The following is a 17,413-nucleotide window of genomic DNA, read 5'->3' as shown; positions in this document are numbered from 1 at the left end:
GCGGCTTTTTTGCGTAATGCAGGGTAGGGCGGTGGGCATCCTTGCCCGGGCAGGATCAAGGGTTCAGCTTGGCCAGATACTGCGCCACGGCCTTGATGTCCTCATCTGACAGGGTGCCCGCCATGGCATTCATGGCCTGCGTCGGATCGATGCGTTGGCCACGTTTGAAAGCGCTCAGTTGATCGATCAGATAAAGCTGCCCTTGTCCGGCGATACGCGGAGCCTGGGGGCCGCCAGAGAGTTTTTCACCGTGGCAGGCTGCACACCCATTGGCGGCGACCACACGCTGACCGCGCTGGTCCAGCGCATCATCGTTGGCCGGGACTTCAGTCACGCCTGGTCGCTGTTCGGCAAAATAACTGGCCAGGCGCTTGATCTGCTCGTCGGTCAGATTGGCCGCCAGCGGCTGCATCTGGGCACTGTGGCGACGCCCTTCGGCAAACGCGCGCAACTGGTTTTCGATGTATGCCGCAGGCTGCCCTGCAAGCGCTGCGTATTGAGCATCGCGGGGTTGACCGTTGGCGCCATGGCAAAGTGCGCAGGTGTCCTGCAGCTGTGGCCACGCACCGCCGTTGGCCTGATATGCAGCGTCGTGCTGATCCACGGCCTGCATGAAACGATAGCCCGCCCACAGTTCCGGCCCGTAAATCGCTATTGATCCAGCCAACGCCGCGCTCACGGTGATGACTCCAAACACCATAGTCCGCTTCATCAGGCGCTCCTCCGTGGTTGAAGCAACGCCTGCAGCGCTTCCATTGCCGCGCGATGTCCGGCGCGGACCGCACCGTCCATTGCCCCGGCCCAGATTTCCGCAGTCTCGGTACCCGACCAGATCAGGCGACCGACCGCCGGCGTCAGGTACTCGCCCCATTGCGTCCAGAAACCGGGGGGCATAGGGGAAATACAACTCAAACTCCACGGGTCGATCTTGCCCCAGTCCAGATCATGAAACTGAATCGGGTGCAGGGCTTGTTCGCCCATGGCGCTGGCGTAAATCGCCGACAGGATGTCCTGCGCCGTTTTCGGGTCATGGGGTAATTGGCCGGTCCTGACGAAGCCGCTGAGCACACCCAGGCTGCCGTCCGCCGGGGAGTTGTCAAAGGCCCAGATCAGCGGACCTTCCACTGGCACAATCTGCCCGTTGAGGCCTTGGTCGCGCCAGAACGGGCGCTCATAGACGTGCACGGTCTTGCGCATCGGTGCATGGGCCGGCCAATGCCGCTGCAGCTCGGCACGCCCGGACGGCAGGGGCGGATCGAAGAGGATCTGATTGCACAACGCCGGGCTCAGCGCAGCAATTACCTGCCGCGTGCGGATGATGCCCTGATCGGTGTGCAACTCGACGACATCACGATCCCAACCGACAATCTTGCGCACCGGGCACGCCAACCGGATTTTATCTCCCAGCGCCTGAGCCATCTTCAAACTGAGAATTTGCGAGCCGCCAGCCAGGCGAGATTCCTGCGCACCGCCCTGGACCCCTTCGAGCTTTTCGAGGCGGCAGTCCGACGAGTTGATCATCGCCAGGTAATGCAGGAGTCCCATGCCGGCCGGCGTGGTACCGAAGGTGAGGCTCACGGACATGTTGAAGCCGATCTTGTCGACGTTGCTGATGCCTTGACCGGCCAGCCACTGGCCGATCGACAGTTTGTCCAGCTCAGCCGCGTCCTTGGCTTTCCACGGCGCTTTGCTGGGGACGCCTTCGGCGAGCTTGTTCAGTTTTGCGACGACTTCTGTATTGGAATTCGGCCCGTCGCTGAGATCTTCCTGGATGTTGACCTCGTCCATCAGATACACCGCCTTGCCCTTGTAGTAGGTGGGGAAGGTGGCGACATCGAGCTGTCTGGCCAGGTCGGCGATCGACGTTTGCCCCGGGCCGATCCATTGGCCACCGGCTTCGGAGATCACGCCATTGCCCAGATCATGGTTAAGCGTGCGACCACCGACGCGGTCGCGGGCTTCAAGCACGGCAAACGACTCGCAGCCAGCGGCCTGGAGGTCTCTGGCGGAGGTTAGCCCGGAAAGCCCTGCGCCAATGATCACCACATCCAGTATCGAGGTATCTACAGGTTCGATTTGCGCCATCGCACGCCCGGTGACACCCAGCCCTCCGGCGAGGGCTGCGCCTCCGATCGCTTGCAATAACAACCGTCGCTGTCGTGATTGCGTCGACAGTTGATCGAGATCCGCACTCATCTTCACCTCCGTTTTCTATTTATAATCACAGATGTTATGTGAATATATGACGGATCAGGAATTCAGCAAAGTGAAATCGGCGCGATGTCGGTTAACCGTGGGTATGAGCGTAACGCGGGCGTGACCAAGCAGGGTTCGCTGCGTAAATGAAGCGAACCTTGTTGATGCTGGAGGGCAGGGTTTAGCGAGCGGGGCTGATCAGCGTGATGACCGCATCCATCAAGGCCTTGCTGCGCTTGGCTTCAAATCGCTCTGGCTCGATTGGCAGCATCATCATCCAGCCGTCACTCAGCGCGCTGAGCTGATCGGCAAGCAGATCGGCAGCAATGTCCTTGCGGATGATGCCTTGGCTTTGTCCCTTGCGCAGAATGCTGGCGAGATCCTCGCGGAAGCGCGAATAACGTTTCTGGATCACGTCGGCAAATACCGGTTCGTGCCGAGCGTGGGCAAGCATCTGAAACAAGGCCAGCCAGCGCGCCGAGTCGTTGGCTTGAGTCAGGTTCAACCACTGCTCGATCATTGCCCTGACATCGACTTTTTCCTGACCGGCATCCAGCAAATGGTCGAACTCGTCGAACAGACTCTGCGCCGCCGCCGTGATCATTTCTTCTTTGTTGGCAAAGTAATAGGTCACGGCCCCAGTGGTGCACCCGGCATGACTGGCGACCTTGCGCAGAGACGTCCCGGCATAACCTTCCTGGGCAATGACTTCGATGGCTGCGGTCAACAGTTCACCGCGTTTTTCCAGACGATTACCTACCGGACGACCGCGACGTGGAGCGGGCGCGGAATCACTGTCAATGGAGTGCTGACTATCCGTGGAAGGCGCTTGAGCATCATGCATGAGAGAAAGTGATTCCGTTGGTTGAAGGCGTTGAGTCGACAGTGGCTGCGAACGCCATTTTGGCTTGGCACGTCGCGATCATGCAATCGTTCAGATTCGACCGCTGCCAATCACCGCGACGGCCCGGACTTCCACGCGCAAGCCCGGCATTGCCAGTTGGGAAATGCCGACAGCGGTCCAGGCTGGATAACGTTCAGGGAAATATTCGTCCTTTACCTGTCCAAAGGCGTGCACTTCGGCCTGCAGGTCGGTATGAAACGTCATCAGCTCGACCACGTCGGCCAGGCTTGCGCCCGCAGCTTCGAGGATGGTCCGCAAGGATTGAAATGCCAGATGGGATTGCGCCTGGATGCCGTCGGCCGGAACCATGGCCTCGTCGATACCGACCTGACCGGACACCCAGATCATGTTGCCGACGCGTGTAGCCTGGGAAAAGTGGAAGTTGTCGTAGATCGCCTGGGTGTGACCAGGGTTGAAGGACTGACGCTGCAGGTCTTGAGTGCTCATGGCGGTGCTCCTCTTATATTAATTGGCGGAACGTTGGGTGGCGGAAGGCGTCTCCCGCTTTCAGCGTCGACAGCTCTTCAGTGAACAGCACGCCTTGCTGCGGATAACCGCCGGCGCTGTGTTCTGGCAAGGGATGGAAGGTGGCGTCGTCGCCAAAGAAACGGAAAACGAAGGTGTGACGGTCCGGGAAGGCTTCATCCACCGGAGCGCCGCCATGCAGCGAACCCGGATGCAGCAGGAGGATATCGCCAGGCTCGGTGGCCCACGAAATGATCTCGAATGCCTCAGGATCGTTTTGCCGCAAAGCCTCGATGTCCGGCAGGCGTGGCAATGCATCGCCGCCATGCAGCGGTTGAGTCGGATCATTCGGATCGCGAAACGTGGTGCCGTCGTAGCGTAGTCCTTTGTGCGAACCTCGCACGACTTCCAAAGCGTTTTTCTTCGGCACTGATTCAAAGCTGATCCAGGCATTCGCCCAATGGTTTCCGGCCCAAGGCAGATAGGACGTGTCCTGATGCCAAAGCGTGCGAGAACCGCGTCCACCTGCTTTGAGAAACACTTCTTCGGCGAAGTACCACACATTCTCCGAACCCCAGAGCTCGGCAAATAGCTCGCCAAAGGGGAGGGAAGCCACCAGTTCTTCGAGACGGGCCTTTGCAACGGGATTGGCGTTGTCGACGTGCGACTGTTGCTCCGTTCCGTCGAACATTCGAGTCGCATGAGGGCCATGATTCTCAACAGCCCAGTCGTAGGCTGCACGGCACTCGGCCAATTGATTTTTGCTCAGAAAACCTTTGATCAGGACGGCCCCGTCTTCCAGGAACGCCTTTCGCACAGAGAGTTGCATGAGAGCTTTCTCCTCGAAAATGCCACTTGGCGATTTCGATGCTAGCAGGCGATAAGATTAAACACAACAGTCGTTATCTTAATAATGTTATCATCAATGGAGGCCTAAGCAGATGCTCTGCGGCGGGGCCCCGGTGATCACTCGCTGATGATCGGTCGCTCAACCGCACCGTGGGTCTGAGGCTGCACACACTTAATCAAGGTCCTAATGCTGAGCTTTTATGGAAAACCCAGGTCTCGTTAAAACACTGCTAGTTGAGGACGATCAGAGGCTGGCGAAACTCATCACTAAATTCCTGGCCCGGCATGGTTTTGCGGTGCAAGTGGTTCGCCGGGGTGACCAGGCATTGGCGGCCATCGCTGAACTCAAGCCACATATCGTCGTACTTGAGCTCCTGCTGCCAGATCAGAACGGACTGCACCTGTGCCGTCGGATTCGTGATGGTTTCGATATCCCCATCATCATCTTGACTGCCAAGGGAGATGACAGGGATCAGGTTCTCGGCCTGGAATCCGGTGCCGACGACTATGTAGTCAAACCTGTCAAACCATCGGTATTCCTGGCTCGGTTGCGCGCTTTACTGCGACGCCATATCCCCACGAAGCAACCGACAGCGCTCGACATCCTCGAATTCGGTCAGCTGTCGATCGATCGCAGTGGCCGGGTAGTGAGCCTGGCCGATCAGAGAATCGATCTGACAACAATGGAGTTCGAACTACTGTCCTTGCTGGCCAGTGCGGCGGGCACACTTTTTTCTCGCGACGAAATCCTCAACCGTATCCGCGGTATTCCTTTCGACGGGATCAACCGCAGCGTCGATGTTCACATCAGTAAATTGCGCGGAAAGCTCAATGACAACCCTCGAAATCCAGAGCTCATCAAGACGATCTGGGGCAGGGGCTACCTTTTTAATCCGTTTGCTTGGGAGGCATAGATAAGTATGAAAAAGGACGTGCTGATAACAGGAGAGCCAGTTAAAACATACTTATTAAAAAATATCACACTGACTGCCAGTGATACCGCGACGTTCTCGTGCACGGTAAAAAAATTCACACGAAATAGAAACGCGGATGTATAAAATGCAGGAGGGCCGCTCTATATGTTAGGGGCAGACTGGGAATCCCGAGCCCCCGCGCTAATCTTCCCGGAAAGCGGGCGTGAGCAGCCGCGAATGGAAGCTTGATCTTCATGTGTACTCGCCCCACGGTCGAGTTACTTAATGCCGTGAAAGTTATGCCTGAAAACGCAGTTCTAATCCGGACTGAGGAGCGTAAGCGATCATTGAAAGCTCATGCGCAACGGGAAAGTTAAGCATTAATGATGTACACGGATAGTTATGTTTTAGGCAGAGAGGAAGCATGCCTCAGCTTTAATAGAAACTAACTCGACTAAATGACCGTTTAGTCGAGTTATTACAGAATGTATTGAAAATCAATGGAGCAGGCCATGAATCCGAGTCAGATCAGTGCGTCGAACCTGATTGCATCACTGGACCTTGAACCTCATGTTGAGGGCGGCTATTTCCGCAGGACATACCAGGCTGATCACCGGGACATGCTTGAAACCACGAGCGGCTCACGCTTTCTGATGACGTCGATTTACTACCTGCTGACCGAAGATTCACCGGTCGGCCAGTTTCATTTCAACCATTCGGACATCCTGCATTATTTCCATCTGGGCGATGCCATTGAGTACAGCTTGATCCTTGAAGACGGTTCACTGCAGACGTTGGTGATGGGCAGCGATGTTCTAGCCGGACAACATTTGCAATTGCACGTACCGGGCGGAATCTGGAAAGCCTCCAGACTGCTGAATGGCGAGAACGGATTTGGTTTGATCAGCGAAGCGGTTTCACCAGGATTCGATTTCGCGGATATGGAAATGGGGAACTGGCAGAAACTCACAGCGCGGTATCCGCAGCATCGAGCGCTGATTGAAAAGCTGACGCGTGCCGAGGATTGAGAGCGGCACATTTTAAATAGAGGGATCTACAGCCAACAAAGATCAGGTCGTTTGAAAGCGATGCTGGAGATCGAAATGGCGTGCGCAACCGGGCTGGCTCCGTAATACTTTGTTACGTGTAATGTATATTATGTTAAATAGTGTTTCTGATCGGAACTTCCTCGGTTCACCTTTGCCGCCAGAACGCCCTGGCTCCCCGGCGTCCTGGTGATATGCAGATTGAAAACCAAGCCATCGTCACGAAACTCTTCGCGGGTCTTACCGTCACTACTTGCGCTTCCCGGGCAATACCGTCCCCAATACCTGTTTAGCCGTTTGCACGATGACGCCCGCTTCGTCCGGATCACCCTTGAGCAACGTGCTGGCGAATTTCTTTGCCTGTTCCAGCTTGATATGCGGCGGCAACGGCGGCACATTCGGGTCGGTCTTGAATTCAATGACGACCGGTACTTCGGAAGCTAACGCCTGCTGTCCGACAATCGCCAGCACCGGCATGTGGTCCAGCCGAGCGTCGTACAGTCCGGTGATCAGGTGCGAGGCGCCGGGGCCGGATGTCGCGATGCACACACCCAGTTCACCAGTGAATTTGGCATGGGCGGACGCCATGAACGCCGCCATTTCCTCGTGACGCGACTGGACGAATTCGATCTTGCCGCCCGCCCGGCTCAACGCACCGAAGACGCCGTTGATACCGTCGCCGGGATAACCAAAAATTCGCGTCACACCCCATTGGCTCAGGCGTTCGACCAGAAAATCACCCACTGTCACCGTCATGTCCGACCTCATCTTTTCATTGCGTATGACATCCCGGTGCACCGACATCCACAGCACGCTCGGGAGATGTAAAGGTCTGGACCGCCCGGCGGACAGCGAAGTTTCGATTAATTGCGGATCACGACGGAGACGCAAGACAGAGTTATATGGCGTTCTTCATTGTGAGGATGCAAGCGCCCACCACCGCCAGTCACTTCCCCCGCCTTTCATTATGAACTTACGCTCTCCGTGTGCCCTCTCCCACTTACATCCAGTGAAAGTCACAGGTAGGACGCCATGAGAGCACTTACGTATCACGGCGCGCACAGCGTCAAAGTCGACAACGTTCCGGATCCAGTCATCCAGGACAGCGATGACATCATTCTTCGAGTGACGGCAACCGCGATTTGCGGATCTGACCTTCACCTTTATCGAGGAAAGATTCCAACCGTCGAGCATGGCGATATTTTCGGTCATGAGTTCATGGGGATCGTCGAGGAGGCAGGTTCAGCGGTGACCGCCGTGCAGCCGGGCGATCGGGTTGTCATTCCCTTCGTTATTGCCTGCGGCAGCTGTTTCTTCTGCGCAATGGATCTGTTTATGAGTCATCGGTGGGTCTTTGATTCGGGCCAGGGACTGATCGGCCGGGACGAAATTTTCCCCGTCCCGACCTGTCTGTCGCCGTTATATCTGACCACCATTGCGCGCAGCGACGGCAACGGTGGTCGGTGAATCGGACAGTGGAACGAAGCGTCGAGTGGCTCCATCCAGCGCATCGATGCAACCCGCTTCGATGTCATAGACCCAGCCATGCAAATTCAAGCGTCCTTGCTCAAGTGCAAGCGCCACCGATGGATGAGTCCGCAGGTTCGCCAGTTGGGCGATCACGTTTTCACGAACGAGGCCATCGAGCTTGTCGCGTGGCGTATCGAACTCATGCGCCGCGTTGATCGCTTTCGCGGCGTCCGAGTGGCGAAGCCAGTTGGCAACGGCCGGAAGATGATCCAGACACGTGCAGCGTGAAATCGCGCCCATCGCTCCGCAATCCGAGTGGCCGCAGATCACGATGTCCCGTACGCCAAGCACTGCAACCGCATATTCGACGGTGGCCGAAACACCACCGGGTTCAGGGCCATACGATGGCACAATGTTGCCGGCGTTGCGGATCACGAACAGCTCACCCGGCTCCCGCTGTGTGAGCAGTTCAGGCACTACACGACTATCCGAGCACGTGACAAACAACGCCTTTGGGTTTTGCTCGGTCGCGAGCTGCCTGAAAAGCTCTACGCGTTGTGGATACACCTCGCGCTGAAACCGCAGAAAGCCATCAATAATGTCACGCATAAAGTCCTCCAAAGCCTGATTCCGGATGCCGAGACGAGCACTCGATGCCTTCGCGCCTCAGTGGGGCGTCATTATTGCAGACGTCGCATGCGAGTGCGCGGCCTCACATCACTCGAGCTTCGTTTCAAAACCTGTTACGACCAAAACCCCCTGTGCGGTTCAGCCGCCTCCCCCTCCAGCATCGGCCCCAACACGCTGACCCTGCGTTGCCCCTTGGCGAACACTTCGCGGCACGGCAGCGAGAACGTCGGATTCTCCGGATGGCCCCCCGTCAGTCCCAGCAAGGCATGCTCCGACAAGGCATAGACCACACGTCCGATCCCCGTCCAATACACCGCGCCGGCGCACATGCAGCAAGGCTCGGCGCTGGTGTACAGCGTGCACAGTTCCAACTCCTGCGGCGACAGCAGTTTTGCCGCTGCCGCCGCTGCCACCAACTCGGCATGCTGCGTTGGATCACCTTCCGGGGGCATCGAGTTGTTCCCCGCTTCGACAATCACCTTGCCGTTGCGGTCGGCCACCAATGCCGCGAACGGATGGCGACCGCGTTGTTTCGATGCCTCGGACAAGGCAATGGTCTGGCGCAGTAATTTCAGATCAAGCGCGCTGATGCCAGCCGGGATGAGTTCAGTCAATTGATTCATGGGTAACTCCAGGGCAGTGGAAAACAACATTCAGTCGGCCAGTTCAACCGATGTAGCGCCGATGGTTTCGGTCGATTTTTTTTCATCGTTGAGCAGAACGTTGAGGACGATGGCGGTGATCGCTCCGAGGAAAATCCCGCTGTCGAGCACCAGTTTCAGGGTAGGGCCGACGTGTTCGAACAGCGCCGGAAAGGACATCGGCAGCACCCCGACACTCACTGACACGGCGACGATAATGCCGTTGCGCGTGCCCTCGAATTGCACCCGTGACAGTTCCTGAATCCCCGCCACCGTGGTCATGCCGAACATCACAATCGCGCAGCCACCGAGCACCGGCGTCGGCACCGCGGCGATCAATGCGCCGAGTTTCGGGAACAGGCCCATCAGCACCATGATTGCCCCGGCAGCGGCCACGACGAAGCGGCTTTTAACGTTGGAAAGCGCAATCAAACCGGTGTTCTGGGTGAAGGCGTTGTAAGGAAAGCTGTTGAACAAGCCGCCGAGCATGGTCGACAAGCCATCGGCGCGAAATGCATTGCCGAGGGTCTGTTGCGTGGTCGGTTTGCCGGTCAATTTGCCGATCGCCAGACAGTTGCCGGTGGTCTCGGCCATGATGACCAGCATCGCCAGGGTCATGATCAGAATCGGCACCGGCGCGAACTCCGGCGCGCCGAAAGCCATCGGCGCACTCAGCTCAAACCATGCCGCTTCGCTGACCCGATTGAAGTGAGTCATGCCGCAAGCCGCTGCGATCAGGCTGCCGACAAAGAGGCCAATCAGCACGCTGAGGTTGCCGATGAAGCCCTTGAATTTGGCGTAGATCACCAGCGTCACGCTGACCGTGGCCAAACCGAGCAACAGGTTGGCGGGATTGCCAAAATCTGCCGCATCGGGATTGCCACCGCCCAGCCAGATCGCCGCCGCCGGCATCAGCGAGATGCCGATAATGGTGATCAGGCTGCCAATCACCACCGGCGGAAAAAACCGCAGCAAGCGGCTGAACACCGGTGCCAGCGCAACGGTGATAAATCCCGCCGCGATCACCGCACCGAAAATCTGACTGAGGCCGAACTCCTTGCCAATCATGATCATCGGCGCCAGGGCAATGAACGAGCAGCCCTGAATCAGCGGCAGGCGGGCGCCGAACTTCCAGAAACCGAGGGTTTGAATCAGCGTAGCCACACCAGAGGTCAACAGGTTCGCGTTGATCAGCAACACCACCTGCGCCGAGGTCAGCCCCATCGCACTGCCAAGAATCAGCGGTACCGCCACCGCTCCCGCGTACATCACCAGAACATGCTGCAGGCCAAACGTGAACAACTGTCGCAGTGGCAAAACCTCGTCCACCGGATGAATGCGTTGTGTGGTCATTTCACACGCTCCTGAAGGTGCGGCATCTCTTGAGATTGCGGGCATGCCCAAGGCGTTTGAAAGGTGCATCCGCCCCGGAGATCGTTTGAAGCGCGGCCATATTTGAACGTTTATTGCGATGAAACAAATTAGCAACCATCGCTTTTTCCGATGGCACGAATCTGGCTTCCGTTAGCCGCTCCAAACCTTCATTTTCGAACCGGGAGTTCTACGCTTGCGCTTCTCACTCGATCAACTGCTGATGTTCGTCCAAGTGGTCAAAAGCGGATCGTTTTCCGCCGCCGGGCGCAAACTGGGCAAGACCCAATCAACCATCAGCGCAGCGATTGCCAACCTGGAAACCGATCTTGGCGTCGACCTGTTCGACCGCAGCAACCGCAGCCCTGCCCTCACCGCCAGCGGCCACAAATTGCTGTTGCAGGCCGACGCCGTGCTCGAACGCTGCATGACCTTCGAAGCCCACGCCGACTGCCTCTCGGACAACGTAGAACCCAGCCTGACACTGGCCATTGAAACGCCGTACGGCCCGATCATGTCGGTGCTCAAAGCCTTCGAGGCAGCGTTTCCCTTCGTCGACCTGATCATCCGTCATCCGGTCCATGGCGACGTCAGCGAACTGGTCAGCAGCGGCGAAGCGGTACTCGGTGTGGCGTTCTCGCAGCCCGGCTACCCCAAGGAGCTGGCGTTTCAGCAACTGGGCAAACTGATCATGCTGCACGTCTGCCATCCCCAGCACCCATTGGCGCAACTCGAAAACGTTACGTTCGAGGACCTGCACGTCCATCGCCGCCTGGCCTTCAGCGCCCACGCGAGCAAACTGCCGAGCAGCGAATACCTGCGTTCGACCCAGCTGTGGCAGGCGGAAAGTTATCTGGCGTTATTGGAGATGGTCCGCGCCGGACTCGGCTGGGCCACCCTGCCCCGCCAACTCATTCAGCGTGAACTGGCCAAGGGTGAGCTGGTGGAACTGCAGCTCTCGGCGTATCCGCATACGGACTGGCAGATTGGTGTGGATTTGCTCTGGGCGCGGCAGCGGCCGCTGGGTAAGGCGGAGCGATGGCTGAAGGAGAAGTTGCAGGGCAACAAGGTGTATGAACTGGATCGCAACGGGCAGACCACCACGCTTTGAGGTCAATGCAGATGGAACAAGTCGCCTTACGCCTGCCCGAAGCTTTACCAATCCCCTGCTTCAGATTTGCGATAAACCACCATCGACCATCAGCTCCACGCCGTTCACGTATCTGGCGTCGTCCGAGGCGAGAAACAGTGCCGCGCTGGCGATTTCTTCGGGTTGCGCCATGTAGCCCAATGGCGTGATTTGCTCGACGTGCTGGCGCAGCGCGGCGATGTCGCTCTCGCTCATTTTCAGCCCGTTGTCCATCAGCGGTGTGCGGGTGAAGCCAGGGCTCAACACGTTTGCGCGGATTTTGCGGTCCTTGAGCTCATTGGCCCACGTGCGTGCAAACGATCGCACCGCCGCCTTCGACGCGTTGTACAGACTCAATCCTTCCATGCCGTTGCTCGAACAGATCGAGGCGGTCAAAACGATGGACGAAGCGTCATTCATCAAGGGAAGAAGCGTTTGAACGCTGAAGAAAACGCCTTTGACGTTCACGTCGAACATGGCGTAGTAAGCAGCCTCGCTGGTCTCTCCGAGCGGATTTTTCTCACAGATCCCGGCATTTGCGAACACCGCGTCCAGCCGGTCGTCGCGCGTTTGGATGGTCGCTTTGAGCGTGTCGAGATCGGCCTGAAGCGAGACATCGGAAACCACCGCGACAGCTTTGTCGCCGAGTCTGGCAACTGCCGCCTCCAGCCTGTCCGCTGCCCGTCCAGTGATGTAAACGCGTTTGGCGCCCTCGGCGATCAAGGCTTGCGCGATGGAAAACCCGATCCCTGTGGAACCGCCGGTCACGACGGCAACCTGATCACTGAATTTACCTGACATGTCTGACTCCTCGGTCGTTGATGAAGGGAATGTCTGAAGCGACCTGCCCATGGTGAGCGCCATCGCAGCGGAGCGGCACTGACAGGAATGAACGTTGGCCGTGCAGTTTTGTAAGGCGAAAACGCAGGAGCGATTCCCTAAATTGGGACCCGGCGACCTGGTCCAAGCAGGCGCGAAGCCTTGCCCTTCAGTCGTCGTCAAACCTGAGTTCCCTACAGGATGCCTGTCATGTCTCGAATCGAAATCGAAGTGCCCGAACCCCGGCGCTGGTTGATGTTTGCCATATTGCTCGTCGGAGCGTTTCTGCCGCCCCTGGATTTTTTTATCGTCAACGTTGCCCTGCCCTCGATACAGGAGGATCTGGGGACAGGCTCCTCTGCCGAGCAAATGGTGATTTCCTCCTATGCAACGCTCTATGCCGTGACGCTGATTACCGGCGGACGACTCGGCGATCTGTACGGCCGCGGGCGGATGTTTTTCCTTGGCCTGCTGGGCTTCGCTGCCGCGTCGCTGATGTGCGGCCTGGCGGTTTCGCCGTGGATCCTCATCCTCGGACGCGCCTTGCAGGGTGTGACCGCCGCCGTCATGGCCCCTCAGGCACTTGCATCGGTGCAGGCGATTTTCTCAGTGTCGGAAAGACCATTGGCATTGAGCATTTACGGGGCCGTATTTGGACTGGCGTCTGTGATCGGTCAGGCACTGGGCGGCTTTTTGATTGAAGTTGATGTGCTGGGCATGGGATGGCGCGCGATCTTCCTGGTCAACCTGCCGATCGCGTTGCTGGTGATTGCGTTCGGCATCCGTGTGCTCAAAGAAACCCGTGCGCAGCACGCGAGCAAGCTGGATCTGGTGGGCACCGCGTTGTCGATGCTGACCCTGACCACCCTTGTGGTGCCGTTGATTGAAGGCCGCGAGGCGGGATGGCCGTGGTGGGCATGGCTGTCGCTGGCCGCCAGCCCTGTGCTGGCGGTAGTGTTCTGGCGCTACGAGAGCCGCTTGCACCGGGCCGGAGGAACTCCCATCCTCGCCCCGGCCGCACTGAATGCACCGGGCCTGGGGCGAGCGCTTCTGGTCGCGCTTTGCTTCTATTCAATCGGTGTGTTTTTTCTGATGTTTTCGATGTACATGCAAAGCGCATTGCATATGAGCGCACTGCACGCCGGCCTGATTTTTCTGCCGTTTGGTGCAGGATTTCTGCTCGGCCCCCTGTCGGTTCCGCTCCTCTGGCGCGTCCTCGGGGGTTACGTGAACCCGGTAGGCATGGGGCTGGAAGTCGTCGGATTACTATGGCTGGGCTGGCTCGTGTCAGTGACACCGACTACCCTCGCCCCGCCCTTCACTTCCATGACGGTCATCCTGTTCCTGATCGGTCTGGGACAGGGGCTCGGCCTGCCGACGTTGATGCGCATGGTCACGGGCCGGGTAGCGCCAGCGTATGCCGGGATGATTGCAGGCATTACCAGCGCCACGCTGCAGATCAGCACATCGCTGAGCGTCGCACTGATTGGCGGTGTGTTTTATACCTTGCTGGGTGAACCGGCGACGGCGGTCAGCATCACTCATGCGTTCACGATCGCTGTTCTGTGCATCGCCGTTTGCCTGGCCGTAGGGGCAGCGATAAGCCTGACGTTAGCGCGCGAGCCAGCGACGGTAGCGCAAGCCTCGGCTGTTCGCCCGACCTGAGGCGCGCTACCCCGCACCGATCATGTTGGAGGCAAGGTCAGCCAGTGCGCGTAGCCGGTCCATCTGGCGCATGTCCTGGTGATACCCCATCCAGATGTCCCGCCCTGGCGGTGGCTCGTCCTCATCCAGCAGTCGCAGTCCCGACACGGAGTCACCGAGGACGCGGGGCAAAACGGCAACGCCCAGCCCCTTTGCGCACATCTGTGCCTGAACCGTACGGCTGCTGCTGGTGAACACGGTGCGGGCCAACGGATAGCGTTGCTGCAGCCATTGCACGTCCGGGTAATGGGCCTGGGCGATGTTCATCAGAATCAGGCCCAACCCCTCGCCGTCCGGCTGCGGCGCCGGGGCATGCAATGCGGCGTAGAGCCCGTATGGCAGGGTCGTCAGCTTGCGGTGGACGATGTCAGGTTCGGTGAAAGGCACGATCCGGAAGGCGATGTCGGCATCCCGCCGGGCAAGGTCGAACAGCCGATGACCGGCTATGACTTCGGGCACGATCAACGGATAGCGCTGAACCAGTTCGCTGAGGACCGGCGACAACACATGACAGGCGAACCAGTCGGCTGAGGATATCCGCAACAGGCCTTCAGGCTGATCACCATGCCCCGCCAGACGCCGCTCGATGGCCAACGCGCTGTGTTCCATGTCCTGCGCCAGACCGAGAATCCTCTCGCCACTGTCCGTGAGCACCAGCCCTTGAGCGGTCCGCAGGAAAAAGGCTTGCCCACTGGTTTGTTCAAGCACCTGCAAGCGCCGCCCGACCGTCGGGTGACTGACCCCCAACTCCCTGGCGGCTCCGCCCAGCGAGCCGCTGCGGGCAATCGCCAGGAAGATCCGCATGTCACTCCAGTCCATGCCCTCGCCCCGTACAAATGAACATTGAGTGGTCAGCTTATAGTTCAAGTAGATGGCTGTTCATGAATATCGATTCAATCAGCCGATCTGATCAGCCGATCTGATCAGCCTCGCGACAATGACTTCAAACGCTCCACCAGCGCGGCTTCGAAAATGATGTACAGCCTCTCGGCATCGCCGGCACGCAAGGCCCCGCCGGTTTCCAGTCCCAGCACGAAACCATCCGCCCGCGCTCCTGCCTTGACAGCAATGATCATCGAGTCTGCCCGGACAATCTGCGCCAGCAGTCGATCCGCTTCTCGCTGAATCTTGTCGCCCAGCACCACGCCTTCCACATTGCCACCCAATACGTTCAATTAGACATCCAGTACATGACCGCGATAACCGCTGAAACCCAGATGATGGTCAATACAATCGAGTAACCAGCCAGTTGCTTGTCCATTTTCATCACGGCATCAATATGAATTTGAATGATGGGTCAGGATCGTCCGGCTCGCAACGTCAGCTCGTCCCCTTCATCTATCGCACTCCGGGTAAATGTCCGGACTCCGATTCGTAACAGAACCCCTTTCAACAACAAGGGTCTGCTCTCTTAACAGTCCTCGGGAATCTATCCAATGTCCGCTCAACGCAGTCTCGTCATACTCGCTCGGGGCGGATACGCCGCTCGCGGAGTGCTTTATTTGATTATCGGCATATTCGCGTTATTGGCAGCCCATGATTCGACAAAACCCAAAGACAGTCACAAGAGCCTGGAGGCGTTGCTAAGCCAGCCGTTCGGCTATTTTCTGGTGGGCCTTGTGGTGGCGGGTCTGCTTGCGTTTGCAGCCTGGCGTGTCCTGCAAGCGATACGCGATGTCGATCATCACGGCACGCAGCTCAAAGGTCTGGTGATTCGTGCAGGCCTGTTTGCAGGAGGTCTGGTCAACGGTGCTCTGGCGTTTTTTGCATTGGGACTGCTTGTGAGCGGTAGCCGCCGTTCGAGCCATTCCGCAGAGCAAACCAAAGACTGGCTGGCGCATCTTTTGTCGTGGGAACACTCGAATCTGTTGTTGTACCTGATTGCGCTCATACCGCTGGGCGTTGGCATTGCTCACATCATCAAGGGCTGGCAGGCCTCGTTCGAGAAGTATTTCGAGGCCGACGAAGAGGTCATGCGCTATGTCCGTCCGGTATCTCGATTCGGCCTGATCGCCCGCGGCATCGTGTTTATGGAAATTGCTTTGCTGCTGGCCGTCAGCGGTTCCGCTTATCAAGCCATGGACCCGCCTGGCATGAAGGAAGCGCTGGACGCGCTGCAGAATCTACCCGCTGGATGGCTTGTGTTGATGGTGATGGCCCTGGGGCTGATTGCGTTCTCGGTTTACAGTTTCTCGGAAGCGTGTTGGCGCAAGATCAATATGGATGTGCTTCAGTAACTGAAGTCATGCCCCAACTCACGCTGCATCCATTCCAGAAAACGCCTCACCCGGGGAAACCCCGCATGCGCCCTCGGAAAAACCAGGTGGTGCGCGGTAATCGGGGCACTCAGCCCGGGAATGACTTCGACCAACTCGCCGCGCGTCAGGTAGTCCTGCGCCAGCAGCGTGCTTTCCAATGCAAAACCAAGCCCGTGGCTGGCGGCTTCGAGGGTCATGTAGGAGCGGTCAAAGCTCAAGGTATACGGGCTTTCAGGGCGCGACAGCCCGTGTTGAGCAAACAGTTGCGGCCACTTGATCAGCGTCGCCTCCGACAGGATCAGGTTGCAGTCCAGCAAGTCAGCGACGGCGCGGATGGGGCGTTTTTCCAGAAGCTTGGGCGATGCGAGGACCGCGATTTTTTCGTTGCGCAGCGTACGCACTTCGAAACTTGGCCAGTTCGGCATGCCGTGGCGGATGTCCACATCGATCTTGTCCCGACTGAAGTGCAGCGACTCATAGGAGCATGAGAGATTGAGCTGAATGTCGGGATGGCTCTCGCGAAACTGTTCCAGGCGCGGCATCAGCCACAGCAGGCCGAAGCTGGGTGACGAATGTAGTCGCAGGCAGTCGAGGCTGACATCACTGGTCGCGCGCTCTGTTGCCACCGCCAGGCTGTGCAGGATGCCGGAAATCTCGGAGAGGTATTGCTCGCCTACCGGCGTCAACGTCACCCCTCTGGCCGTTCTGAGGAACAACTGCCGCCCGATCATCGCCTCGAGTTTGGCCAATTGGTGACTGACTGCCGAGGGCGTCAGGTCCAGCACTTCGGCCGCTCGCGCGACGTTGCCAAAGCGCGCAGTTTGCTCAAAGGCCTGAATGGCTTTCAGGGGTGGCAGGATTGGCGGTGTTTCGCCAGATGAACTCATGATGAGGGTTGTTCCGCTGCAAGTGGCTGAGGCCGGGCGTTCGGCTATTCAAACACCGCAATCGCATGTTGGCGAGTGCTGAATTTTTTTCAGCATCCAGTGAAGTTTGCGTTATTGCTCAGGCTCGTTA

General features: G+C 58.2%; 17 protein-coding genes and 2 pseudogenes. 6 read left to right on the top strand and 13 right to left on the bottom strand.

Annotated features, from left to right (window positions below; translation table 11 throughout):
* Window positions 1-55: 55 nt before the first annotated feature.
* From ACODTD_RS02710 to ACODTD_RS02690, 5 genes are all read right to left on the bottom strand, one after another.
* On the bottom strand, window positions 56-712 hold the full coding sequence (locus tag ACODTD_RS02710; RefSeq protein ID WP_011334152.1) for a c-type cytochrome: 657 nt from the start codon (window positions 710-712) through the stop codon (window positions 56-58).
* Window positions 712-2,196: a flavin monoamine oxidase family protein gene (locus ACODTD_RS02705; protein WP_285355850.1), complete on the bottom strand. Its 1,485-nt coding sequence runs from the start codon at window positions 2,194-2,196 to the stop codon at window positions 712-714. The genes ACODTD_RS02710 and ACODTD_RS02705 overlap by 1 nt, the downstream gene beginning before the upstream one ends.
* 181 nt (window positions 2,197-2,377) lie before the next feature.
* Window positions 2,378-3,040, bottom strand: coding sequence for a TetR/AcrR family transcriptional regulator (locus ACODTD_RS02700; protein ID WP_011334150.1), 663 nt, complete (start codon window positions 3,038-3,040; stop codon window positions 2,378-2,380).
* 90 nt (window positions 3,041-3,130) lie between these two features.
* The gene (locus ACODTD_RS02695; protein ID WP_011334149.1) at window positions 3,131-3,547 is read right to left on the bottom strand and encodes a RidA family protein; all 417 of its coding nucleotides are present in this window, start codon (window positions 3,545-3,547) and stop codon (window positions 3,131-3,133) included.
* 13 nt (window positions 3,548-3,560) lie between these two features.
* A complete protein-coding gene (locus ACODTD_RS02690) occupies window positions 3,561-4,394 on the bottom strand; it encodes a phytanoyl-CoA dioxygenase family protein (protein ID WP_285355849.1) in 834 nt (277 codons plus the stop codon).
* Between the two features lie 220 nt (window positions 4,395-4,614).
* On the opposite strand from ACODTD_RS02690, the gene ACODTD_RS02685 reads away from it, so the two are divergent.
* Both ACODTD_RS02685 and ACODTD_RS02680 read left to right on the top strand, forming a co-directional pair.
* The gene (locus ACODTD_RS02685) at window positions 4,615-5,328 is read left to right on the top strand and encodes a winged helix-turn-helix domain-containing protein (protein WP_489104397.1); all 714 of its coding nucleotides are present in this window, start codon (window positions 4,615-4,617) and stop codon (window positions 5,326-5,328) included.
* Between the two features lie 512 nt (window positions 5,329-5,840).
* Entirely contained in the window at window positions 5,841-6,356 is a 516-nt protein-coding gene (locus ACODTD_RS02680; RefSeq protein ID WP_285355846.1) for a cupin domain-containing protein, read from the top strand.
* Between the two features lie 453 nt (window positions 6,357-6,809).
* On the opposite strand, the pseudogene ACODTD_RS02675 reads toward ACODTD_RS02680, so the two are convergent.
* Window positions 6,810-7,130 (bottom strand): annotated as a pseudogene (locus tag ACODTD_RS02675) (thiamine pyrophosphate-binding protein); the annotation flags it as partial.
* 276 nt (window positions 7,131-7,406) lie between these two features.
* Here ACODTD_RS02675 and ACODTD_RS02670 point away from each other — a divergent pair.
* A pseudogene (locus ACODTD_RS02670) lies at window positions 7,407-7,706 on the top strand (alcohol dehydrogenase catalytic domain-containing protein); the annotation flags it as partial.
* Between the two features lie 87 nt (window positions 7,707-7,793).
* Here ACODTD_RS02670 and ACODTD_RS02665 read toward each other — a convergent pair.
* The 3 genes from ACODTD_RS02665 to ACODTD_RS02655 all read right to left on the bottom strand — a co-directional run bounded on the left by ACODTD_RS02665 (window position 7,794) and on the right by ACODTD_RS02655 (window position 10,468).
* Window positions 7,794-8,453, bottom strand: a complete 660-nt coding sequence (locus ACODTD_RS02665) for a carbonic anhydrase (protein WP_011334144.1) — start codon at window positions 8,451-8,453, stop codon at window positions 7,794-7,796.
* Window positions 8,454-8,587: 134 nt separating this feature from the next.
* Complete coding sequence (locus ACODTD_RS02660) at window positions 8,588-9,097, bottom strand: nucleoside deaminase (protein WP_285355842.1); 510 nt, start codon at window positions 9,095-9,097, stop codon at window positions 8,588-8,590.
* A gap of 30 nt (window positions 9,098-9,127) precedes the next feature.
* Window positions 9,128-10,468, bottom strand: a complete 1,341-nt coding sequence (locus tag ACODTD_RS02655) for a nucleobase:cation symporter-2 family protein (RefSeq protein ID WP_285355840.1) — start codon at window positions 10,466-10,468, stop codon at window positions 9,128-9,130.
* 214 nt (window positions 10,469-10,682) lie between these two features.
* Between ACODTD_RS02655 and ACODTD_RS02650 the strand changes: the two genes are divergently transcribed.
* Complete coding sequence (locus ACODTD_RS02650) at window positions 10,683-11,597, top strand: LysR family transcriptional regulator (protein ID WP_221614654.1); 915 nt, start codon at window positions 10,683-10,685, stop codon at window positions 11,595-11,597.
* Window positions 11,598-11,657: 60 nt separating this feature from the next.
* On the opposite strand, the gene ACODTD_RS02645 is transcribed toward ACODTD_RS02650, so the two are convergent.
* Window positions 11,658-12,416 (bottom strand): SDR family NAD(P)-dependent oxidoreductase, encoded by a 759-nt coding sequence (locus ACODTD_RS02645; protein WP_221614655.1) that lies wholly within the window; start codon window positions 12,414-12,416, stop codon window positions 11,658-11,660.
* 228 nt (window positions 12,417-12,644) lie between these two features.
* Between ACODTD_RS02645 and ACODTD_RS02640 the strand changes: the two genes are divergently transcribed.
* The gene (locus ACODTD_RS02640; RefSeq protein ID WP_221614656.1) at window positions 12,645-14,099 is read left to right on the top strand and encodes an MFS transporter; all 1,455 of its coding nucleotides are present in this window, start codon (window positions 12,645-12,647) and stop codon (window positions 14,097-14,099) included.
* Between the two features lie 6 nt (window positions 14,100-14,105).
* On the opposite strand, the gene ACODTD_RS02635 is transcribed toward ACODTD_RS02640, so the two are convergent.
* Both ACODTD_RS02635 and ACODTD_RS02630 read right to left on the bottom strand, forming a co-directional pair.
* Window positions 14,106-14,957, bottom strand: a complete 852-nt coding sequence (locus ACODTD_RS02635) for a LysR family transcriptional regulator (RefSeq protein ID WP_285355836.1) — start codon at window positions 14,955-14,957, stop codon at window positions 14,106-14,108.
* 104 nt (window positions 14,958-15,061) lie between these two features.
* The gene (locus tag ACODTD_RS02630; protein WP_011334137.1) at window positions 15,062-15,292 is read right to left on the bottom strand and encodes a hypothetical protein; all 231 of its coding nucleotides are present in this window, start codon (window positions 15,290-15,292) and stop codon (window positions 15,062-15,064) included.
* Window positions 15,293-15,574: 282 nt separating this feature from the next.
* Between ACODTD_RS02630 and ACODTD_RS02625 the strand changes: the two genes are divergently transcribed.
* Window positions 15,575-16,375, top strand: a complete 801-nt coding sequence (locus ACODTD_RS02625; RefSeq protein ID WP_285355832.1) for a DUF1206 domain-containing protein — start codon at window positions 15,575-15,577, stop codon at window positions 16,373-16,375.
* On the opposite strand, the gene ACODTD_RS02620 is transcribed toward ACODTD_RS02625, so the two are convergent.
* The gene (locus ACODTD_RS02620; protein ID WP_285355830.1) at window positions 16,369-17,283 is read right to left on the bottom strand and encodes a LysR substrate-binding domain-containing protein; all 915 of its coding nucleotides are present in this window, start codon (window positions 17,281-17,283) and stop codon (window positions 16,369-16,371) included. The genes ACODTD_RS02625 and ACODTD_RS02620 overlap by 7 nt on opposite strands.
* Between the last annotated feature and the right edge of the window lie 130 nt (window positions 17,284-17,413).

It is taken from the genome of Pseudomonas sp. FG35 (assembly GCF_057809295.1).
This window is presented reverse-complemented; position numbering and strand designations above follow the sequence as displayed.

What these genes read in the sequence shown, in the direction of transcription:
- ACODTD_RS02660 (WP_285355842.1), bottom strand. Translation starts at nt 9,097, where the DNA reads ATGAATCAATTGACTGAACTCATCCCGGCTGGCATCAGCGCGCTTGAT.
- ACODTD_RS02695 (WP_011334149.1), bottom strand. Translation starts at nt 3,547, where the DNA reads ATGAGCACTCAAGACCTGCAGCGTCAGTCCTTCAACCCTGGTCACACC.
- ACODTD_RS02640 (WP_221614656.1), top strand. Translation starts at nt 12,645, where the DNA reads ATGTCTCGAATCGAAATCGAAGTGCCCGAACCCCGGCGCTGGTTGATG.
- ACODTD_RS02645 (WP_221614655.1), bottom strand. Translation starts at nt 12,416, where the DNA reads ATGTCAGGTAAATTCAGTGATCAGGTTGCCGTCGTGACCGGCGGTTCC.
- ACODTD_RS02635 (WP_285355836.1), bottom strand. Translation starts at nt 14,957, where the DNA reads ATGGACTGGAGTGACATGCGGATCTTCCTGGCGATTGCCCGCAGCGGC.
- ACODTD_RS02705 (WP_285355850.1), bottom strand. Translation starts at nt 2,196, where the DNA reads ATGAGTGCGGATCTCGATCAACTGTCGACGCAATCACGACAGCGACGG.
- ACODTD_RS02655 (WP_285355840.1), bottom strand. Translation starts at nt 10,468, where the DNA reads ATGACCACACAACGCATTCATCCGGTGGACGAGGTTTTGCCACTGCGA.
- ACODTD_RS02690 (WP_285355849.1), bottom strand. Translation starts at nt 4,394, where the DNA reads ATGCAACTCTCTGTGCGAAAGGCGTTCCTGGAAGACGGGGCCGTCCTG.
- ACODTD_RS02700 (WP_011334150.1), bottom strand. Translation starts at nt 3,040, where the DNA reads ATGCATGATGCTCAAGCGCCTTCCACGGATAGTCAGCACTCCATTGAC.
- ACODTD_RS02665 (WP_011334144.1), bottom strand. Translation starts at nt 8,453, where the DNA reads ATGCGTGACATTATTGATGGCTTTCTGCGGTTTCAGCGCGAGGTGTAT.
- ACODTD_RS02680 (WP_285355846.1), top strand. Translation starts at nt 5,841, where the DNA reads ATGAATCCGAGTCAGATCAGTGCGTCGAACCTGATTGCATCACTGGAC.
- ACODTD_RS02710 (WP_011334152.1), bottom strand. Translation starts at nt 712, where the DNA reads ATGAAGCGGACTATGGTGTTTGGAGTCATCACCGTGAGCGCGGCGTTG.
- ACODTD_RS02685 (WP_489104397.1), top strand. Translation starts at nt 4,615, where the DNA reads ATGGAAAACCCAGGTCTCGTTAAAACACTGCTAGTTGAGGACGATCAG.
- ACODTD_RS02625 (WP_285355832.1), top strand. Translation starts at nt 15,575, where the DNA reads ATGTCCGCTCAACGCAGTCTCGTCATACTCGCTCGGGGCGGATACGCC.
- ACODTD_RS02620 (WP_285355830.1), bottom strand. Translation starts at nt 17,283, where the DNA reads ATGAGTTCATCTGGCGAAACACCGCCAATCCTGCCACCCCTGAAAGCC.